Origin of the sequence: Empedobacter sp. UBA7252 (genome assembly GCF_002472765.1) — a bacterium.
In the GTDB taxonomy this organism is placed as follows: domain Bacteria; phylum Bacteroidota; class Bacteroidia; order Flavobacteriales; family Weeksellaceae; genus Empedobacter; species Empedobacter falsenii_B.
This window is the reverse complement of the sequence record NZ_DKSQ01000086.1, coordinates 73849-91495: the sequence shown is the minus strand read 5'-3', so window position 1 is coordinate 91495 and position 17647 is coordinate 73849. Positions and strand designations below refer to the sequence as shown.

18 protein-coding genes are annotated in these 17647 nt (G+C 29.4%); 16 read left to right on the top strand and 2 right to left on the bottom strand.

All coding sequences use genetic code 11. The annotated features are described in order from the left end of the window. The 8 genes from B2X73_RS12545 to arfB all read left to right on the top strand — a co-directional run. The coding region (locus B2X73_RS12545; RefSeq protein WP_291096559.1) for a tRNA-dihydrouridine synthase at positions 1-561 on the top strand (561 nt) is incomplete at its 5' end. A 3-nt stretch (positions 562-564) separates the two neighbouring features. After that, a complete protein-coding gene (locus B2X73_RS12540) occupies positions 565-954 on the top strand; it encodes a VOC family protein (protein WP_125349274.1) in 390 nt (129 codons plus the stop codon). Between the two features lie 8 nt (positions 955-962). Further along, the gene (locus B2X73_RS12535) at positions 963-2117 is read left to right on the top strand and encodes an MFS transporter (protein WP_286495202.1); all 1155 of its coding nucleotides are present in this window, start codon (positions 963-965) and stop codon (positions 2115-2117) included. Between the two features lie 80 nt (positions 2118-2197). Beyond that, entirely contained in the window at positions 2198-2992 is a 795-nt protein-coding gene (locus B2X73_RS12530; protein ID WP_221856275.1) for a LytR/AlgR family response regulator transcription factor, read from the top strand. Beyond that, positions 2979-6011, top strand: a complete 3033-nt coding sequence (locus B2X73_RS12525; RefSeq protein WP_286495201.1) for a sensor histidine kinase — start codon at positions 2979-2981, stop codon at positions 6009-6011. The genes B2X73_RS12530 and B2X73_RS12525 overlap by 14 nt, the downstream gene beginning before the upstream one ends. 261 nt (positions 6012-6272) lie before the next feature. Next, positions 6273-7226, top strand: coding sequence for an aldo/keto reductase (locus B2X73_RS12520; RefSeq protein ID WP_286495199.1), 954 nt, complete (start codon positions 6273-6275; stop codon positions 7224-7226). A 16-nt stretch (positions 7227-7242) separates the two neighbouring features. Continuing rightward, complete coding sequence (locus tag B2X73_RS12515) at positions 7243-8409, top strand: MFS transporter (RefSeq protein WP_291096557.1); 1167 nt, start codon at positions 7243-7245, stop codon at positions 8407-8409. Then, positions 8409-8801 (top strand): alternative ribosome rescue aminoacyl-tRNA hydrolase ArfB, encoded by a 393-nt coding sequence (gene arfB / locus B2X73_RS12510; RefSeq protein ID WP_286495197.1) that lies wholly within the window; start codon positions 8409-8411, stop codon positions 8799-8801. Before B2X73_RS12515 ends, arfB begins: the two co-directional genes overlap by 1 nt. A 5-nt stretch (positions 8802-8806) precedes the next feature. On the opposite strand, the gene B2X73_RS12505 is transcribed toward arfB, so the two are convergent. After that, positions 8807-8992 (bottom strand): DUF1294 domain-containing protein, encoded by a 186-nt coding sequence (locus B2X73_RS12505; RefSeq protein ID WP_409410630.1) that lies wholly within the window; start codon positions 8990-8992, stop codon positions 8807-8809. 229 nt (positions 8993-9221) lie between these two features. Here B2X73_RS12505 and B2X73_RS12500 point away from each other — a divergent pair, with 229 nt between their 5' ends. The 7 genes from B2X73_RS12500 (at position 9222) to B2X73_RS12470 (ending at position 15282) form a co-directional block, all read left to right on the top strand. Further along, complete coding sequence (locus tag B2X73_RS12500) at positions 9222-9941, top strand: 3-ketoacyl-ACP reductase (RefSeq protein ID WP_221856283.1); 720 nt, start codon at positions 9222-9224, stop codon at positions 9939-9941. Positions 9942-10061: 120 nt separating this feature from the next. Then, positions 10062-10694 carry a hypothetical protein gene (locus B2X73_RS12495; RefSeq protein WP_219034337.1) on the top strand — a complete coding sequence of 211 codons (633 nt, stop codon included), beginning with the start codon at positions 10062-10064 and terminating at the stop codon, positions 10692-10694. Positions 10695-10703: 9 nt separating this feature from the next. Continuing rightward, positions 10704-11003 carry a winged helix-turn-helix domain-containing protein gene (locus B2X73_RS12490; RefSeq protein WP_038331250.1) on the top strand — a complete coding sequence of 100 codons (300 nt, stop codon included), beginning with the start codon at positions 10704-10706 and terminating at the stop codon, positions 11001-11003. A 65-nt stretch (positions 11004-11068) separates the two neighbouring features. After that, on the top strand, positions 11069-12472 hold the full coding sequence (gene creD, locus B2X73_RS12485) for a cell envelope integrity protein CreD (protein WP_286495193.1): 1404 nt from the start codon (positions 11069-11071) through the stop codon (positions 12470-12472). Beyond that, entirely contained in the window at positions 12454-12939 is a 486-nt protein-coding gene (locus B2X73_RS12480) for a hypothetical protein (RefSeq protein WP_291096555.1), read from the top strand. Before creD ends, B2X73_RS12480 begins: the two co-directional genes overlap by 19 nt. Positions 12940-13379: 440 nt before the next feature. Further along, complete coding sequence (gene brnQ / locus B2X73_RS12475; RefSeq protein WP_291096553.1) at positions 13380-14669, top strand: branched-chain amino acid transport system II carrier protein; 1290 nt, start codon at positions 13380-13382, stop codon at positions 14667-14669. A gap of 274 nt (positions 14670-14943) precedes the next feature. Beyond that, positions 14944-15282, top strand: a complete 339-nt coding sequence (locus tag B2X73_RS12470) for a cysteine-rich CWC family protein (protein ID WP_038331257.1) — start codon at positions 14944-14946, stop codon at positions 15280-15282. A 291-nt stretch (positions 15283-15573) separates the two neighbouring features. Here B2X73_RS12470 and B2X73_RS12465 read toward each other — a convergent pair whose 3' ends face one another. Continuing rightward, positions 15574-16344, bottom strand: coding sequence for a hypothetical protein (locus B2X73_RS12465; RefSeq protein ID WP_286495190.1), 771 nt, complete (start codon positions 16342-16344; stop codon positions 15574-15576). 180 nt (positions 16345-16524) lie between these two features. Between B2X73_RS12465 and B2X73_RS12460 the strand changes: the two genes are divergently transcribed. Continuing rightward, complete coding sequence (locus tag B2X73_RS12460) at positions 16525-17646, top strand: redoxin domain-containing protein (protein ID WP_038331384.1); 1122 nt, start codon at positions 16525-16527, stop codon at positions 17644-17646. Position 17647 lies beyond the last annotated feature (1 nt).

The following is a 17647-nucleotide window of genomic DNA, read 5'->3' as shown; positions in this document are numbered from 1 at the left end:
ATTTTAGAAATTCATGGCGCGCATGGTTATTTGGTTCATCAGTTTTTGTCACCTTTAATTAATAATAGAACAGATGAATATGGTGGAAGTTTCGAAAATAGAATTCGTTTTGTGTTGGAAATTGTTGCTGAAATGCAAAAATATATTACAACTCAATCGCTTTGGGTTCGTTTGTCAGCTTCGGATTGGGCAGAAAATGGTTGGAATTTAGAAGAAACAATTGAATTGTGTAAAATTTTAAAACAAAATGGAGTAGAAGTGATTGATGTTTCGTCTGGAGGAGGAGTGAGTCATCAAAAGATTGATGTCAAAAAAAATTATCAAGTTCCATTCGCAAATGAAATTAAAAACCAAGTCGAAATCATTACTGGAGCTGTTGGATTAATTTTTGAGCCAAAACAAGCCGAAGAAATTCTTCAAAATGAAGAAGCAGATTTAATCTTTTTAGGAAGAGAATTATTACGCGATCCATATTTTGCATTACGTGCTGCAAAAGAGTTAGAAGAAGATATAAAGTGGTTGCCACAATATGAAAGAGCAAAAAATAATCATTACGCATAAATTATGTTAGCATTAAAAAAAATCCATCATATTGCAATCATTTGTTCGGATTATCAAAAATCAAAACATTTTTACACAGAAATTTTAGGATTCGAAATTGTGCAAGAAGTTTACCGAAAAGAACGTGATTCTTATAAATTAGATTTAGCTTTGCAAAATTATTACTGCATCGAATTATTTTCTTTTCCTAATCCACCAAAACGTGTTTCTCGACCAGAAGCTTCTGGATTGAGACATATTGCTTTTGCTGTGGAAAATATAGAAAATGAAGTAGAAAAATTAACGCAGTTGAATGTGATGGTAGAGCCAATTCGTGTGGATGAATACACGCAAAAGAAGTTTACTTTTTTTGAAGATCCCGACGGTTTGCCGATAGAATTATACGAAGAATAGAAGAATAAATGGTAAAAAAGAGTTTACTTGCCTTAGCAATGGGAGGTTTAGCCATCGGAATGACGGAATTTTCGATGATGGGAGTTTTAGAAGATTTTGCAAAAGATTTGAATATTTCAATTCCAACAGCAGGGAATTTTATATCAATGTATGCAATGGGCGTAATGGTTGGAGCTCCAACATTGATCATGGCTACAAGTAAATATTCGCCTAAAAAAGTATTAATCTTTTTTATGTTATTGTTTACCATTTTTAACTCACTTTTTGTTATCGCACCAAGTTATAATACCTTATTAATTGCTCGTTTTATGTCTGGTTTACCTCATGGAGCATTCTTCGGTGTAGGATCTGTTGTGGCAGCACAATTAGCAACAAAAGGAAAAGAAGCGCAAGCTATTTCGATTATGTTTGCGGGATTAACGTTTGCGAATTTAGTCGGAGTTCCATTAGGGACGAAATTAGGACAAGTTTTTTCGTGGCGATTAACGTTTGGGATTATAGCAAGTTTAGGATTAATCACAATGTTAGCGATTTCGCTTTGGGTTCCAAATCTTAAAAATACAAACAAAGGAAGTTTAGTAGAGCAATTAAGTTTCTTCAAAAAATGGGAAGCTTGGGTATTAATTGTGATGATTTCTATCGGAACTTCAGGATTATTTGCGTGGATAAGTTACATTTCTCCATTAATGACAAATGTGGCAGATTTACCCAAAACAAAAGTTCCAATTATTATGACCTTGATTGGTCTAGGAATGTTTGTAGGTAATTTTATAGGTGGAAAATTGGCAGATACCATGTCGCCAAATAAAGCTGCAATTATCTCATTTGCTTCGATGGCGATTTGTTTAGTGATTGTTTATTTCACTTCTCACATACAAATAATGGCTTATATTATGTCGTTTATTACGGGATTAATTGCGTTTACAATTGGTTCGCCAATTCAAATGATGTTGATTAATAACGGAAAAGGATCCGAAACTTTAGCCGCAGCAGCTGGTCAAGCAAGTTTTAATATCGGAAATGCTTTAGGTGCATTTTTAGGAGGAATTCCGATTGCAATGGGGTTAGGATTTAATTCGCAATTGTGGGTTGGCTTTATTATGGCTTCGGTAGGATCAATAATTGCAGCAATCTTTTTACAATTAAAATCGAAAAGAGTTTAAAAATATTACTTCAATCATAATCAAAGGATGTTCTACGGAGCATCCTTTTTTAGTTTATATTTGTAACAAATTAAACTCAAATGAATCATTACAAAGCTCTTATTATAGATGATGAACACTTTGCTCAACAAGGGTTAAAGAAAATTATTCAACATGCTTTGCCAGATTTTTTTGTTTCCATTGATACTGCAAATTCTGTAAAAGAAGGCGTTGAAAAAATTAAGGAAAATCAACCAGATATCGTTTTTTTGGATATTCACATGCCAGAGGAATTTGGGTTTAAATTATTTGATTATTTCGATGATATTACGTTTGATGTCATTTTCACAACAGCTCATTCAGACTATATTTTAGAAGCTGTAAATCAATGGGGATGTTTGGGTTATTTGATGAAACCTATTTCAATTTCTGATCTTAAAGTATTATTGAATCGTTTTGTAGAGCGTCAAAATCAAACAAAAATAACGAAAGAGATTATTAATATTGCAGATGATTTTGAAGATGAAGTAGAAACTGATAATCTGAAAGACGTTTTCAAAAATGAGCATGGAATTATATTTATTCCATCTATAACAGAGGTTTTGGTACTGAAAATTGAAAATATTATTTACTGTAAAGCAGATGATAGTTATTGTACAATTTTTACTGAAAAAGAGGCGTACATGGTAACTAAAACGCTGAAAGAGGTAGAAAATTTAATTGATCAAACCAATTTTTTCCGTGTCAATAGATCGTATTTGGTTAATATTAATTTTGCTAAAAAATTTGATAAACGAAACAATTTATTGATTCTGAATTGTCATCCAAAAGATGGTGAATCAAATCTTCCTGTAACTTCTTTGGGGTATAAAATTTTATCGAATGTGGTTGCGTAACTTCATTTTTTTACTTGTTTTATTTCATTGCTCTCATCAACTTTCTGCGCAATATGTTCTGACAAAACAATACACGTACGAAAATGGCTTGCCTGCCAATGAGATTTTGAGTGTTTACAAAGATTCTCGTAAAATCTTGTGGGTTGGAACTCGTTTTGGCGTATTTGTGAAAGACATGGACAATTTCAAAATGATGAAACGCTTCGAGAAAGTACAATACAATAATGTTTGGACAATAATAGAAGATAAGCAATATAATGTTTGGTTCGGAAGTTACGGACAAGGGATATTGAAATTTACTGGTCAACGTTTTGAACAAATTAATACAGCGAAAGGATTAGTTTCGGATCGTGTTCGAAATTTATTTTATTTAGATGATTTAATATATGTTGCTGCGCAAGGTGGCGTTTCGATTATTGATACAAAATCAAAGAAAATTTATAATCCTTCTTTTGAAAAAAATAACAATATTGTGTTCGAAGCGGTATCTTTTTTCGAATATCAAAACAAGGTTTATGTTGCAACAATAGATCATGGTGTTTATGAAGTTCATCGCGATAAGTTGAAGTTGGTCAATCCTTTCAATCGAATTAATTATAGTTTTTTGAATAATAATGATTTGTATTTGTCATCTTCTAAAGGTCTTAATATCATTTCGATAAACGATTTTTTGAATAAAAAATTGAATTTTAAAACCTACGATTTTCCAGTTTTTAGAAATCACAACATTTCAGATAAACGTCATTCTCTTTTATTAGCTGGTTACGAAACGGGTGCAGGAAATGGAATGGTTGCCGAATTAAAGGACAATAAAATAACAGATCAAACAGAAAATTTTAAAATCACTTCGGATTATCCATATCGAGTTTTTAGTAGTAAAACGGATGATTTAATTTATGTTGGAAGTGCTGATAAAGGACTTTTTGAAGTTCATTTTAATCATTTTTTAGATTTTTCAACGATTGATAATAAAAGAGTCATTGAAATTCTAAAAGTTGCGAATACACAATATTTTTTAACACCAGAAGGACTTTATTTTCAAGAGAATAATGTATTCAATAAGCAGATAAAGAGAAATGCTTTTTATCAATATATGCTTCGAAATAAGTCAAAATTCAAAGATTTTTTAAGTCAATCAAATAAAGATTTTTATGAAATTGATTTTGATTTGAAAGAAAAAAATCTTCGTTTTTATAAAATGATTATTCGTCATAATTCGTTTATTATAGCAACTAATTTAGGACTTTTCGAGTTAGATTTTAATGGAGAATTCAAAGATTATTTACCTAATCGAACAAGTCAATTTACATATTTTAATAATCAATTTATTCAGACAAATCCTTTTGGAGGAATTTTGGTTTTTGATGATCTGAATAATCTAAAATATCACGCATATTCAGCTACGCAAGCGAATGTTCCGAAAGATGTTGTTTCGATTTGTCAAAATAAAAAAGCTGTATTTTTTGGTTCTTCTTTGGATGGATTATTCAAGTATGAAAATGGAAATTTTATTTCTTATTTGCAAAATAATCAGTTTAATGAATCTAAAATTAAAATGATAAAATGCGTTGGAGATAATCAGTTGTTGGTTGCAACAGAATTTGCGAAAGTCTATATTTTAGAGGTAAAAGGAGATGAATTAATCACAAAAAAAGTAATCAATATTCGTGAAATTGGCGGGGAAAATATCAGTTCAATTGACATTTTTGGGAACTCAATTCTGATTGGAACCAATCGTAATTTACTCGTTTTCAATAATGGTAAAACATATATGATTGGTAATGAACAAGGTTTTGTAAATAAGGATATACATTCGTCTATTTTTGACGGAAAAACGGCTACAATTGGTGTTGAAAATGGATATTATAAGTTAAATCTTGAGAATTTATTAAAGCAAAAAAATCAGTCGAAAGAGATTATAATTACAAGTTTTAAAATTAATGATCAATCTTTTGGAATAGATAAATTTATGTGGTTTGATTTGATTGATAAAGATTTGAATTTAAAGAATAATGAGAATAATATTACATTAAATTTTGCTGTGGTTGATGCTAATTTTGCTCAAAGTTATAAGTACAGATATCGTGTAAATCCTGATGAAAAGTGGAACGAGTATTTTTATAACCCATCTATTTATTTGCGGAATATACCATATGGTAAATATCGTGTTCAATTAGAAATAACGGATACAAGCAATGGACAAAAACAAATTATTGATTTGGTTTCGTTGAATGTTGACGAACCTTTTTACTTGAATATTTATTTTATTTTGTTGTCAGTCTTAACTTTAGGATTGATTATTTATCGTTATAATACAAATAAAATCAAGACGTTAAATAAATTTAATCAATTAAAAATTAGTCAATTAAATGAAAAAAATACTCAAGAAAATCAACGTTTGCAATTAGAGCGGCAATTAACCGAAACGAAGTTAACAGCTTTACAATCGCAAATGAATCCGCATTTTATTTTCAATGTGCTGAATTCTATTCAGTTTTATATTTTGGATAATGATATTGATAATGCGTTAAATTCGTTGGGACGTTTTTCTCACTTGATTCGTCAGATGTTAAATCTTTCAACAAAAGATGAAATTAGTTTGAAAGACGAAATTGATTTTTTGAAATTATATGTTGAAGTTGAGAATTTTAGATGGAAAAATAAAATAGAATTTGATGTTCAAATTGATAGTCAATTGGATATTTATCGCATCAAAATTCCTCCAATGTTGATTCAACCAATTATCGAAAATTCTTTTGTTCACGCATTTGATCAAAATCATTTACAACCGATTATCAAATTGATTATTCGTGTAAAAATTGATTATTTAGAAATAATCATTGAAGATAATGGAAAGGGAAATACAACACAAATTACGCAAAATAAAACTCACGATTCGAAAGCACTTAAGATAGTTAATGAGCGTTTACAATTGCTTAATCGTAATATTGAAGAAAATATTTTTATAAATTTTCATGAAAAAGGAACAAAAGTTCGAATGATTTTGAAAGTTGATTAAAATTTCACCTGAATAAATTCACAATTCACCTTGCTGAAACGTGAATTAACGAAATCTGAACTCTATTTTAATGATAGATATTATTCAGTATATATATTTGTTGTATCGATTTCAAACTAAGTATTAAACTTTGATGCTTTGTTTTCTAAACCTATGAAGACACCATAAAAGTATCTTAAAAGTTACATTTTTCGACGTGTGAGTCAAAAAATTTTACAACAAGAAGCTACTGCAAAGTAGCTTTTTTTTATCTTTATCCCCATGAAAAATGTACAATTAGGAAATACAGATTTAGAAATAAAACCAATTTTTTTCGGAGGAAATGTTTTTGGTTGGACATTGAATGAAGAAGAATCTTTTCGAATTTTAGATGGATTTTTGGACAGAGGATTTAATGCGATAGACACTGCAAATAACTATTCGTATTGGGTGGAAGGTAATGTTGGAACAGAGTCTGAACGAATTATCGGAAATTGGTTAAAATCGAGAGGAGTGAGAGATCAAATTGTTTTGGCAACGAAAGTTGGTGGACGAAATATGATTCAAGATAAGCCAAATACTACAAAAGCTCATATCTTAAAAGAAGTAGAAGAATCACTTATCCGTTTACAAACAGATTATATCGACTTGTATCAAACTCATTATGATGATGTAAATACACCTGTAGAAGAAACTTTATCCGTTTATAATCAATTGATAAAAGAAGGAAAAGTGAGATTTATAGGAGCTTCTAATTTTTCTTCGGAGCGATTGATTGAATCGTTGGATAAATCAGAACTTTATAATTTGCCGCAATACAAAACCTTGCAACCTGAATATAATTTGTATGATCGTCAGCATTTTGAAGAATTTTTGCAACCTGTTGCTGAGAAATATAATTTAGCTGTTATCCCTTATTACAGTTTAGCGAGTGGTTTTTTATCAGGTAAATATAAAACTGAAGAAGATTTACAACAAAGTTTGCGCGGTAATGGAATCAAAAAGTATTTGAATGAAAGAGGATTCAAAATTTTGGACGCTTTACAAACTATTTCTACACGATATAATATTTCTTATTCGGCAGTTGCATTGGCTTGGTTAATGGATCAGAAAACTGTTGTAGCTCCCATTGCGAGTGCAACTAAGGAACAACATCTTGATGCTTTTGTAGAAGGTGTAAATGTGCAATTATCTCATGATGATGTTAAACTTTTGACTGAAGCAAGCGAATATTAGAATGGAAAATTTACAAATGAAACCCAAATTAACTCCAATCATTTTATGGATAATGATTATTGGGAGCGGTTTGGTTGTGGCAAATAATTATTACAATCAGCCATTATTGTCATTAATCGCTAAAGATTTTAATGTTTCCGAAAGTAAAGTTTCTAATATTGCAATGTTAACACAAATTGGATACGCTTGTGGATTGTTGTTTATTATTCCTTTAGGAGATTTACTGAAACGAAAACGAATGATCTTAATCGATTTTGTTTTTATAATCGCAGCTCTTTTGGGAATGTATTTTGCACCATCTGTAAGCTGGCTTTTTCCATTAAGTTTTCTAATCGGTTTCACCTCAGTTATTCCGCAAGTTTTTGTGCCAATGGCGGCTGAATTAGCTGAACCTCAAAAAAAAGCGCAAGCTGTCGGGATGGTTATGAGTGGTTTGCTTGTTGGTATTCTACTTTCTCGTGTTTTTAGTGGCTTTATTGGTGAATATTTAGGATGGCGAGAAGTTTATATGATAGGCGCAATTTTAATGTTTGTTCTATGGATTTTTATCTATATATTTTTACCAGAAATACAACCAAATTTCAAAGGAACTTATGGTAATTTGATGAAATCGATTGTAGATTTAGTAAAAAATCAACCACAATTAAGATTAGCTTCTTTTCGTGGAGCTACAGGTTTTGCAGCATTTAGTGCATTTTGGACAACATTGGTTTTTCACTTAGAAGAAGCACCATTTTTTGTTGGAAGCGATATTGCTGGTGCTTTTGGATTAATTGGAGCAGTAGGAGCATTAGCTGCTGCATTAGTTGGTAGAGTTTCAAAAGTTCTGTCAACATCAAAAATTATCTTTTATTCCATCATTACTATGCTAATTTCTTGGGGATTTTTCTATGAATTTGGCTATACATATTGGGGATTAATTGTTGGTGTAATTTTGATCGATTTAGGTTTACAGGCAATGCATGTTTCTAATCAAACCATTATTTTTGGATTAGATGCCAAAGCAGGAAATCGAGTGAATACAGTTTACATGACAAGCTATTTTATTGGTGGATCTTTAGGAACATTTATTGCAGCAAATGCGTGGGATAAATTTCAATGGAATGGAGTGGTTGCTGTTGGCGTTTTTTTTACTTTAATCTGTTTGATTTCTCATATTTTATTCAATAAAAATAATAAGTGATGAAAGATTTTTCTTATGAAATAACATATAAAACAGCGAGAAGTAGCGGTGCAGGAGGGCAAAATGTAAACAAGGTTGAAACGATGGTTTTAGCAAAATGGAACGTTGAAGTTTCCCAATTTTTTTCTGATGAAGAAAAAGCATTAATCACAGAAAAGCTAAAAAATAAGATTAATTCAGAAGGATTTTTACAAATCAATTCGCAAGAATCTCGCTCTCAATTGGACAATAAAGAATCTGCAACAAAGAAAATGTTAGAATTAGTTGAAAAAGCATTGATTATTCCAAAGTTTAGAAAAAAGACTAAACCTACTAAAGCTTCTCAGCAAAAAAGACTGAATCAAAAGAAACAACAAGCTGAGAAAAAAGACTGTCGTAGGTTTAAATTTTAGAACAATTAAATTCGATCAACTAAAAAAATTAATAAACTACATTGTATTGCTATAATCATTACTATTTTAAAAATAAAAGACTTTTTTCTTATTTTATGACGATAAATCTGCATTGACATAAGAGAACCAATTGTTCCACCAATCAAAGTCACAAAACAAAGTGCTAATTCAGATACACGTCTTTTACCAATAATTGAGTTTTTTTATCTATTTTAAATAAAAAAAAAGAGAGGACGTTGATAAGGAGTAGAGTAAAAAATAAATATTTATCCATTCAGTGTGTGATTAAGTAGTAAAAATACTTATAATTAGGTAGATAAAAAATATTTTTCCTAGAAATCTATGTTGTTTATCTTTGTACTTCAAAATCATAAAAAATCTTCAAAAAATAAATTGTAAAATTCTAATTATAAAATAATTATGCAAGATTTAAAAGGGAAAAATGCTTTAGTCACAGGAGGTAGTAGAGGTTTAGGAAAAGCTGTTGCTTTGGCATTGGCTAAAGAAGGTGTTAATGTAGCTGTGACAGGACGAAATACAAAGACATTAGAAGAAACTGTAGAAGAGATCAAAAGTTTTGGAGTAAAAGCGGATTATTCGATTTTTAATGTAGCTGAAAAAGTTGAAGTGAAAATGCAACTTGAACGATTAATTGAGAGTTTTGGAGCGTTTGATATTTTGATTAATAATGCCGGTATTGCGGCTTTCGGAAGTTTTTTGGAAATGCCAGAAAATGATTGGGAAGAGATTGTGCGTACCAATTTATTTGGACCATATTATGTTTCTAAAGCTGTAATTCCTTCGATGGTAGAGTTAGGAAGTGGTGATATTATCAATGTATCTTCAACTGCAGGATTAAAAGGAAACGCAGTAACTTCTGCTTATTCAGCTTCAAAAGCGGGATTGATAGGTTTATCAGAATCATTAATGTTCGAATTAAGAAAGAAAAACATTCGTGTTACGACTTTAACTCCAAGTACAATTGCATCTGAGATGTCAAAAGATGTGTTGAAAATCACAGACGGAAATCCAGAAAAAGTGCTTCAGCCTGAAGATTTTGCTCAATTAATTGTCGATTTATTAAAATTAGATAAACGCGCAATGTTGGCATCAGCTTCTTTGTGGTCTACAAATCCTTAAAAATTGATTAATTAATCATATTTATAAAATCCAATTTCATTTAGAAATTGGATTTTTTTTGAAAAAATATTTTGCAGAATCATTTTTTATATTAACTTTGAATTGCAAAGTACTTTTAATATGAGCACAAATAATCCTGTAGAAAGTTTAAACGAAATCAAATCAATGATGCAACGCACATCAAAATTCACAAGTATTAGTGGATGGAGTGGTGTTTGGGTTGGAGTAGTGGGAATGATTTCTGCTTTTATCGCTTATGTTTTGATTCTACAAGATGCACTTCAAGTAAATTATAGAGGAACATTGACACCTATTTTAATGAATAATTTAGAAATTAAATTATTCATTTTAGGAATTGTAACTTTAATGGTTGCATGTATTGGAGGTTTCTTTTTTATGACCAGAAAATCGACAAAAGATGACGTTAAATTTATAAATCCAGTTACAAAACGAATATTGCGTAAATTTCTTTTTGTTTTAATCGTTGGAGGAATAGTAAGTTTGATTTTTATCAATAATTTTAGTTTTGCTTATGTAGCTCCAGCAACGCTTTTGTTTTACGGCTTAGCTTTGTATACGGTAGAACGTGACACAATTGTAGAAATAAAATATTTGGCAATGTGCGAAATATTTTTAGGGTTATTGGCTTTCTATTTTATTTTCAATGGTTTATTGTTTTGGTTTATCGGTTTCGGGCTTTTACATCTAATTTTTGGGATTTGGATGGTACGAAAATATGATTACAAAGCTTAAATTTGCAACATGGATTTTAATCTTAATAAATTAAACAAAGTCTTTGATAATCGTATTCGTGTGGGAATTATGAGTGCTTTGGTCATGAATGAAGAAATTTCTTTTAAGGATTTGAAAGACTTTTTAGATTTGACTGATGGTAACTTGGCTTCGCACTTAAAAAACCTAGAAGAAAACGATTATATTACTGTACACAAAGGATTTATAGGTCGAAAAACGAATACAACTTATTCGATAACAGCACTTGGAAAACAAGCTTTTCAGGAGCATTTGAACTATCTTGAAAAATTAATAAAGAATATAAAATAATTTTTTTTGCATTTAAACTTTGAAAAACAAAGTACTTTTTAAAATAAATAATAAAATTCAAACTTATGGAAAACAATGATTTAAAAAATGAATATCAACCTGAAAATCAATCAGTTTATTCACAAAACAAAACAATGATAAAAGGATTTTTGGTATGTCTTTTAGTTTTAGGACTTTTAATTCCGATTCCGTTCATATTAAATTTAATTGAAGAACGACAAGGAAACAAGGAAAAAGTAATTACCGAAATTTCAGATAAATGGAGTGGGAAACAGACGATTTATGGTCCTTTTATCGAGGTTACTTACATGGAAAATGTAAATGATGGACAAGGAAAAGTTGTGAAGCAACAAGTGAAAAAGTATATTTCTGCTAATGATTTAAATATAAATGGAACGATTGATACGCAGTTAAAAAGTCGTAGTATTTATGAAGCAGTAGTTTACAATTCGAAACTGAATATCAATTCGAAATTTAAGAATTATAGCGATATGCTTAATGAAGTGGAAGTAAGTGCAGAAAATGTAGTTTCGACTAAAATTGTTTTTGGAATCTCTGATTCTAAAGGATATGAGAACAAAGTAATTGTACAATCTAACAACAAAAATTATCCATTGAATATGGATAATATAACTTCTACAATTACTATTCAACCAGAAGTTAGAGTAGAAAATGGAGAATATTTGGAACAAGTGAGTACCACTAAAAAAGTGATGCCTGTGCAAATGATGTCTCAAAAAATAGATCCTTCTACATTCGATTTTAATCAAGTTTCAATCAATTTGGTGATGAAAGGTTCTCAAATGTTGAATATCATTCCATCTGCGATTAATACAAAAGTTGATTTGGCTACAAATTGGAAAGATTTGAAATATGATGGAAATTTTTTACCTAATTCTGATCCCGAAACGAAGAATGGAAAAACAAATGTAAAATGGTCTATTTATCAACAAAATCCTTTGCAAGGACAGATTTGGCAAGACGCTTCTAACTTTTCTGATTATAGTTTTGGCGTTAATTTCTTGCAGATGAACGATCATTATGACAAAACATATCGTTCGACAAAATATGCGATTCTGTTCATTGGATTAACATTTGTAGCATTTTTCTTTATCGAAAGCCGAAATAATTTCAACATTCACTTGGTACAATATGCGTTAGTTGGATTTGCAATCTGTGTCAATTTTGTGTTATTGTTATCGTTGTCAGAATATTTAGGATTTGATATTGCTTACTTTATTTCATCTGGTGCAACTATTTTATTGATTACATTTTTTGTCAATTCTTTCCTAAAATCATTTGGTTTCACATTCAAAATTACATTAATGTTAATTTTATTATACACATTTATTTACAGTGTTTTACAACTCAAAGAACACGCGTTATTAGTAGGAAGTATAGGATTATTTATCATTGTTGCAATCCTAATGTACTATTCAAAAAACATCGAATGGAACAAAACAAAATAACATTTGCACACTTATTTTTTGGGATTTTTGTCATCGGTCTTGTACTGATGGCAATTTCCTTTACGGATATTGTGATTAAAAATAATGATACAATTTTCAGCTTTTCTATTCTTATTTTAGAGCTTGTGATTTGCTTATTTGCAATGTCATTTTATTTGAAAATTGATAAGATTTCGGAGTTGTTTTTAGGAAAAATTTTCTCTAATTCTGGACAAATATTTGTTTGGACCAACATTACATGGCTTTGTATTCCAGTAGCTTTTGTTTTGGATGTAACAATTATTCGAGGATTTCATGATTTAAGTTTTTATTTGCCGCTTTTAGGTTATTTATTGTTTCTTTTAATTATAGTCGATTTTTTTGCAGCAATATTCTACACTAATTTTGATGATGAAGAAACGATAGGTTTTAATTATCTTAATTATTTTTCGATTTTTTTAGCGGTAGTTTTAATACTATTTTTTTAGTTTGATTATAATACTTTTCGCTGTTTTTGAGTATCCTTCAATATCAATCTGTTTTATGATGTTTAATATTTACCTCATAAATATTATTACAAAAATTTTAAAATTAAAAGCTTAAAAATTTTTGTTATGAATGTTTACTTTGAAACTATGAAGATAGATATTCAATATTTTCAGCCAAAAGGAGAAGGTTATACACCAACGAATCGAATTATCACTTTAGATAAAATTTCAAATCAATTAAGATTTGATGATATCGATGATTAAAACATTCATAATATATAAAGTTTAAAATCTGATAAATATAAAAATTATTATTCAAATCTGTCAAATTTATAAATTAGCTGTGTGATTATCGAATAATTCTACTAAGTTTAAGGCTTGAAAATGCAATTGTAGTAATTTGCGAACCGTTTTTTAAAACAGATAGAATTATTAAATATATGAAAAGTAAAAAGTTAACCAATGTATTAACACTTGGATTTGCGTTGTTTGCGATGTTTTTTGGTGCAGGAAACCTTCTTTTACCTCCTTTGATAGGATTAGAAGTGGGTTCAAATTATTTCGTCGCGATGATAGCATTTGGGTTAACTGGTATTTTATTGCCATTTACTGGTATTTTATCTGTTGTTTTTTCGGGTGATAATTTTAATGATTTAGGGCATCGTGTGAACAAACATTTGGCGGCTATTTTAGGTACAATTATTATGATTTGTATCGGACCGTTAATTGCGATTCCTCGTACTGCCGCAACAACATTCGAAGTGGGATTAAAACCATTTTTTCCAACATTGGATCCGATGTGGGGATCGTTACTATTTTTTGCAGTAACACTTATTTTAGCGATTCGTCCCTCAAAAGTGGTAGACGTTATTGGAAATTATTTAACACCAGTATTATTGATTTTATTGACCTTATTAATAGTCATTGGAATTATATACCCAACCGCTGATTTCTTACCTTCAGACTTAACGATGATGCAATCTTTTTCGAAAGGTTTTATAGAAGGTTATCAAACATTAGACGTTTTGGCTTCTGTTATTTTTGCTGGAATTATTATTTCAGCAGCACGAGATAAAGGGTATACTGATACAAAAAGTAAATCTCAAATTGTAATTATATCAGGTTTATTGTCTACAACTTGTTTGTTATTTGTATATGGTGGATTGATTTATTTAGGTGCTACTTCTGGAATTACAAATCCAGAAATTTCTCGTGCAGAATTATTAATAGAAATCTCTCGAAATACATTAGGACAGTATGGGTTAATTGCAATTGCGTTATGTATGGCGTTTGCTTGTCTTACCACTTCAATCGCATTAACATCTGCGGTAGGTACATTTTTTGGACGTTTAACAAATGGAAAAGTAAGTTACACTGCTTTAGTGATTTTATGTACAGTAATATCGTTTGGTTTATCAATAAAAGGTGTAGACGAAATTATTAATTTTGCATATCCACCTTTGGCTTTCGTATATCCAATTACAATCACGTTAGTTATTTATATAGTGTTGTTTGGAAAAACAATTAAAAGCAAAACTCCTTATATTTTTGCATTAATAGCGTCTACAATCATCGCAATTTTAGAATTATTGAAATTATTAGGAAAGTTAGATGAATCGACTATAGAAAATCTGAATAAAATTCCATTTTTCGAATACGATTTAGGTTGGATTGCACCTTCGATTATCGGTTTTGTAATTGGTTTATTAGTTGATAGATTAAGAAAATAAAAAATCCTCGGAAAATTATTCCGAGGATTTTAACCAATCAAAACTACTATAAAAACACTAATTGAATAATGATAATGTCTATCTTTTATTCTTTTACAAATTTCTTAAAGTTTTGACTTTAAATCTATTATTCTTAAATGATTTCTTTTATGTCTAGATAGAATTAATTTATAACTATTTATTTATGATGGTTATAGAGAATTTCAATCACATGATTTAAGATAAGTTTATGAATTTTTCGTATTTTGAAAAATCAAAAAAATAATCCAAAAAAATGATCGAAAATTGTTCGCGTTGTAACGAAACAATGGAGTGTAAGGTAGATGATATTTCGAATTGTGCTTGTACTACAATTGTTATAAAAGATGAAATAAAAGAGTTTTTGAAGAAAACGCATTACAAATGTTTGTGTAATTCTTGTATAGAAAAACTGAATTATTTTGTAGAATTAGATCAAGAATATCCACATCCAACAATGCCTTCGGAGTTTGTTCCTCATATACATTATTATATCGAAAATGGGTATTGGGTTTTTACAGAATTTTTCCATTATCAGAAAGGAAAATGTTGCCAAAATGGTTGCAGACATTGTGCTTATGGTTATAAGAAATAAAAAATGGTTCAACTTACATTGAACCACTAACCAACCTAAAAATACTATAAAAAAACTCTATTTGATTAAGGATATTCTTCTTCAGAAAATCAACTTCATTATCCTTAACAACTATGAATAAATTATTTATGGTACAAAGGTAGGTAGATTTCTTAATTTGATAAATAAATTTATATTTATTTTTTTATACTCAAATAGATAGAATTTATATTAATGTTAAGAAAATATTAAATTTACCTATTTATGAATATTTGCTAAAAAATCAATACTACATTTCCGAATGTTGTAATTCTAAGAAAAATATTGCATTATTTTTTTTGAAATTTTTTCAGCAGTTGTTTTATCTTCAGTTTCTTCCAAAGTTGTTACATAATCCTCTAAGAAACTTTTGATTTCTTGTTGATTAGAACCTTCAAAATTAGCTAAATAATCTTCGAAATCGATATTTCCTAAAACACGATCAAAGTAAGTTTTGGCTTCATCATATTTTTTCATGCTCACTAACAAAGGCGCAATGCTATGACTAATATAAAACTCGTTTACAGCAGCTTGTTCAGCATTTTCTTCTTTTTTGAAATGTGCAGAATTTAAGTAACTATTATAAGCTTCCACAGCTTTTTCATTTTCACCTAAAACCTCATAACAACGTGCTTTGAAGAATTTAATTTCGTAAAATTCGTCTTCATTCAGTTTATTGAAAAATGTAATACTTTCTTTGGGATTTGAATAAAATTTTCGGTATCCAATAATAAAATCTTCTACAAATTCTGTATCTGTTTGTTCAATAGCGAAATTCAATAAGTTTTGAGATTGTTCTTCTGTTAATTGTCCAATAAAAGCTTCCCAATAATTCACCAAAGTATTGAAATCATACGCCAAATCTTCCACAAAAATTTGTGCAGCAATTCGTAGAAATTTATCACCCAATTGATCGATTATTTCATGGTCTTCATCAGAAAAATCAGTTGAATTATACAATAGATTTTCGATAATTTCTGACGCCTTATCTTCTGAATAATCATTATTTAATTGTTTCAAAGCATTGCTAACATTGAATTCCATTTGTGTAAATTTTAAATTAAAAATCAACACAAAGGTAACTGATTTACTGCAAAAAAAACTTGATAATTTCAAAAGTTAATCGTCAATTCTAATGAGAATTTAATGAATAGTTTTTTTGAGAAAGTAGAATTTTAGTTATCTTGTGGTAGTTTTTATTAGTTTATTTAAAATAAACGTTTTATGTTACGAATCTATTCGATAGTACTAATTATATGTGGTTTTTGTTTTACAAAAGCTCAAAATTTGAATGTTGGCGCTCAGTTTCCGATTAATAAAATTGAAAATATCAATCAATCTTCAAACTTTAAAATTATTGTATTTACGCCAAGTTTATACAAAACGAATCCGTATGCGAGCATGATGACAACTTCGCTGAATTATTATTTTGTGAAGAATTTGGCATTTTCGTCTCAAAATCCACCAAAAATTGATGTGATTTATATTGTAAATGAAGATAATAAATGGAGTAAAGAACCGCAGCAAACGTTTGCTTTTAATGAAACGACTAATCAAAATAAGTTGGATGGAACGAAGGTAATTTATGATGAAGTTGGAAAAATTTACAATGCAATAGGGTTGAAACCTTTTAAGCAAAATTCAATTTCGAGTATAATTCCAACGTCAAATTCTAACAATGTTTTAGTAGAAAGTTCGATTCTTTTTCTAGTGGATCAAAACAATAAAATTTTGATGCGAGATAATGATTATCGTGCGCAAGGCGAACATCTGAAACCTTTGGAAAGATTGATTAAAAGAACGTCTAAAATCGATAACATAGAAGTAAATATCACAGAAAATAAAACCTTGAAGGTTGGTGATAAAGCACCAGATTTTATTTTGAATGGACCGAATTATAAGACTAATTCGACAGATAAATTTTTGAATGATAAATCGACTTTTAAAGTTTTAACGTTTTATCCTGCGGCGTTTAGTGGACAAATTTTGCCTGATTTTACGTCAATTGATACGAAAGCAGCAATGACTTGTGCTGCTCAAATTCAATTAATCGATCATAATCCATTGTTACAAAATGTAAAAAATTACGCAGTTTCTAGTTCTACAAATCCGTTGTTAGAATTATGGAAATCAGCTTTGCGAACAAATAATATTACGTATTTGAATGATGAGAATTATGCAATTTCGTTGATGTATAATTCTTATAATCGTTTAGGTTACAATAATAGAGCAACTTATGTGATTGATAAAAATGGAATTATTGTGTATGCAAATCCAGATTTGACGTTTGAAGATGAAGCAAAATTTCCAACTATTTTAGAAAAAATCATTCTGAATAGTAAATAAA

Excerpts from the sequence above, each read along its gene's own strand:
- B2X73_RS12470 (WP_038331257.1), top strand. The coding sequence starts at position 14,944 with ATGATCGAAAATTGTTCGCGTTGTAACGAAACAATGGAGTGTAAGGTA.
- B2X73_RS12465 (WP_286495190.1), bottom strand. The coding sequence starts at position 16,344 with ATGGAATTCAATGTTAGCAATGCTTTGAAACAATTAAATAATGATTAT.
- brnQ (WP_291096553.1), top strand. The coding sequence starts at position 13,380 with ATGAAAAGTAAAAAGTTAACCAATGTATTAACACTTGGATTTGCGTTG.
- B2X73_RS12540 (WP_125349274.1), top strand. The coding sequence starts at position 565 with ATGTTAGCATTAAAAAAAATCCATCATATTGCAATCATTTGTTCGGAT.
- B2X73_RS12530 (WP_221856275.1), top strand. The coding sequence starts at position 2,198 with ATGAATCATTACAAAGCTCTTATTATAGATGATGAACACTTTGCTCAA.
- B2X73_RS12490 (WP_038331250.1), top strand. The coding sequence starts at position 10,704 with ATGGATTTTAATCTTAATAAATTAAACAAAGTCTTTGATAATCGTATT.
- arfB (WP_286495197.1), top strand. The coding sequence starts at position 8,409 with ATGAAAGATTTTTCTTATGAAATAACATATAAAACAGCGAGAAGTAGC.
- B2X73_RS12515 (WP_291096557.1), top strand. The coding sequence starts at position 7,243 with ATGAAACCCAAATTAACTCCAATCATTTTATGGATAATGATTATTGGG.
- B2X73_RS12480 (WP_291096555.1), top strand. The coding sequence starts at position 12,454 with ATGGAACAAAACAAAATAACATTTGCACACTTATTTTTTGGGATTTTT.
- B2X73_RS12535 (WP_286495202.1), top strand. The coding sequence starts at position 963 with ATGGTAAAAAAGAGTTTACTTGCCTTAGCAATGGGAGGTTTAGCCATC.
- B2X73_RS12520 (WP_286495199.1), top strand. The coding sequence starts at position 6,273 with ATGAAAAATGTACAATTAGGAAATACAGATTTAGAAATAAAACCAATT.
- B2X73_RS12500 (WP_221856283.1), top strand. The coding sequence starts at position 9,222 with ATGCAAGATTTAAAAGGGAAAAATGCTTTAGTCACAGGAGGTAGTAGA.
- creD (WP_286495193.1), top strand. The coding sequence starts at position 11,069 with ATGGAAAACAATGATTTAAAAAATGAATATCAACCTGAAAATCAATCA.
- B2X73_RS12525 (WP_286495201.1), top strand. The coding sequence starts at position 2,979 with ATGTGGTTGCGTAACTTCATTTTTTTACTTGTTTTATTTCATTGCTCT.
- B2X73_RS12495 (WP_219034337.1), top strand. The coding sequence starts at position 10,062 with ATGAGCACAAATAATCCTGTAGAAAGTTTAAACGAAATCAAATCAATG.
- B2X73_RS12460 (WP_038331384.1), top strand. The coding sequence starts at position 16,525 with ATGTTACGAATCTATTCGATAGTACTAATTATATGTGGTTTTTGTTTT.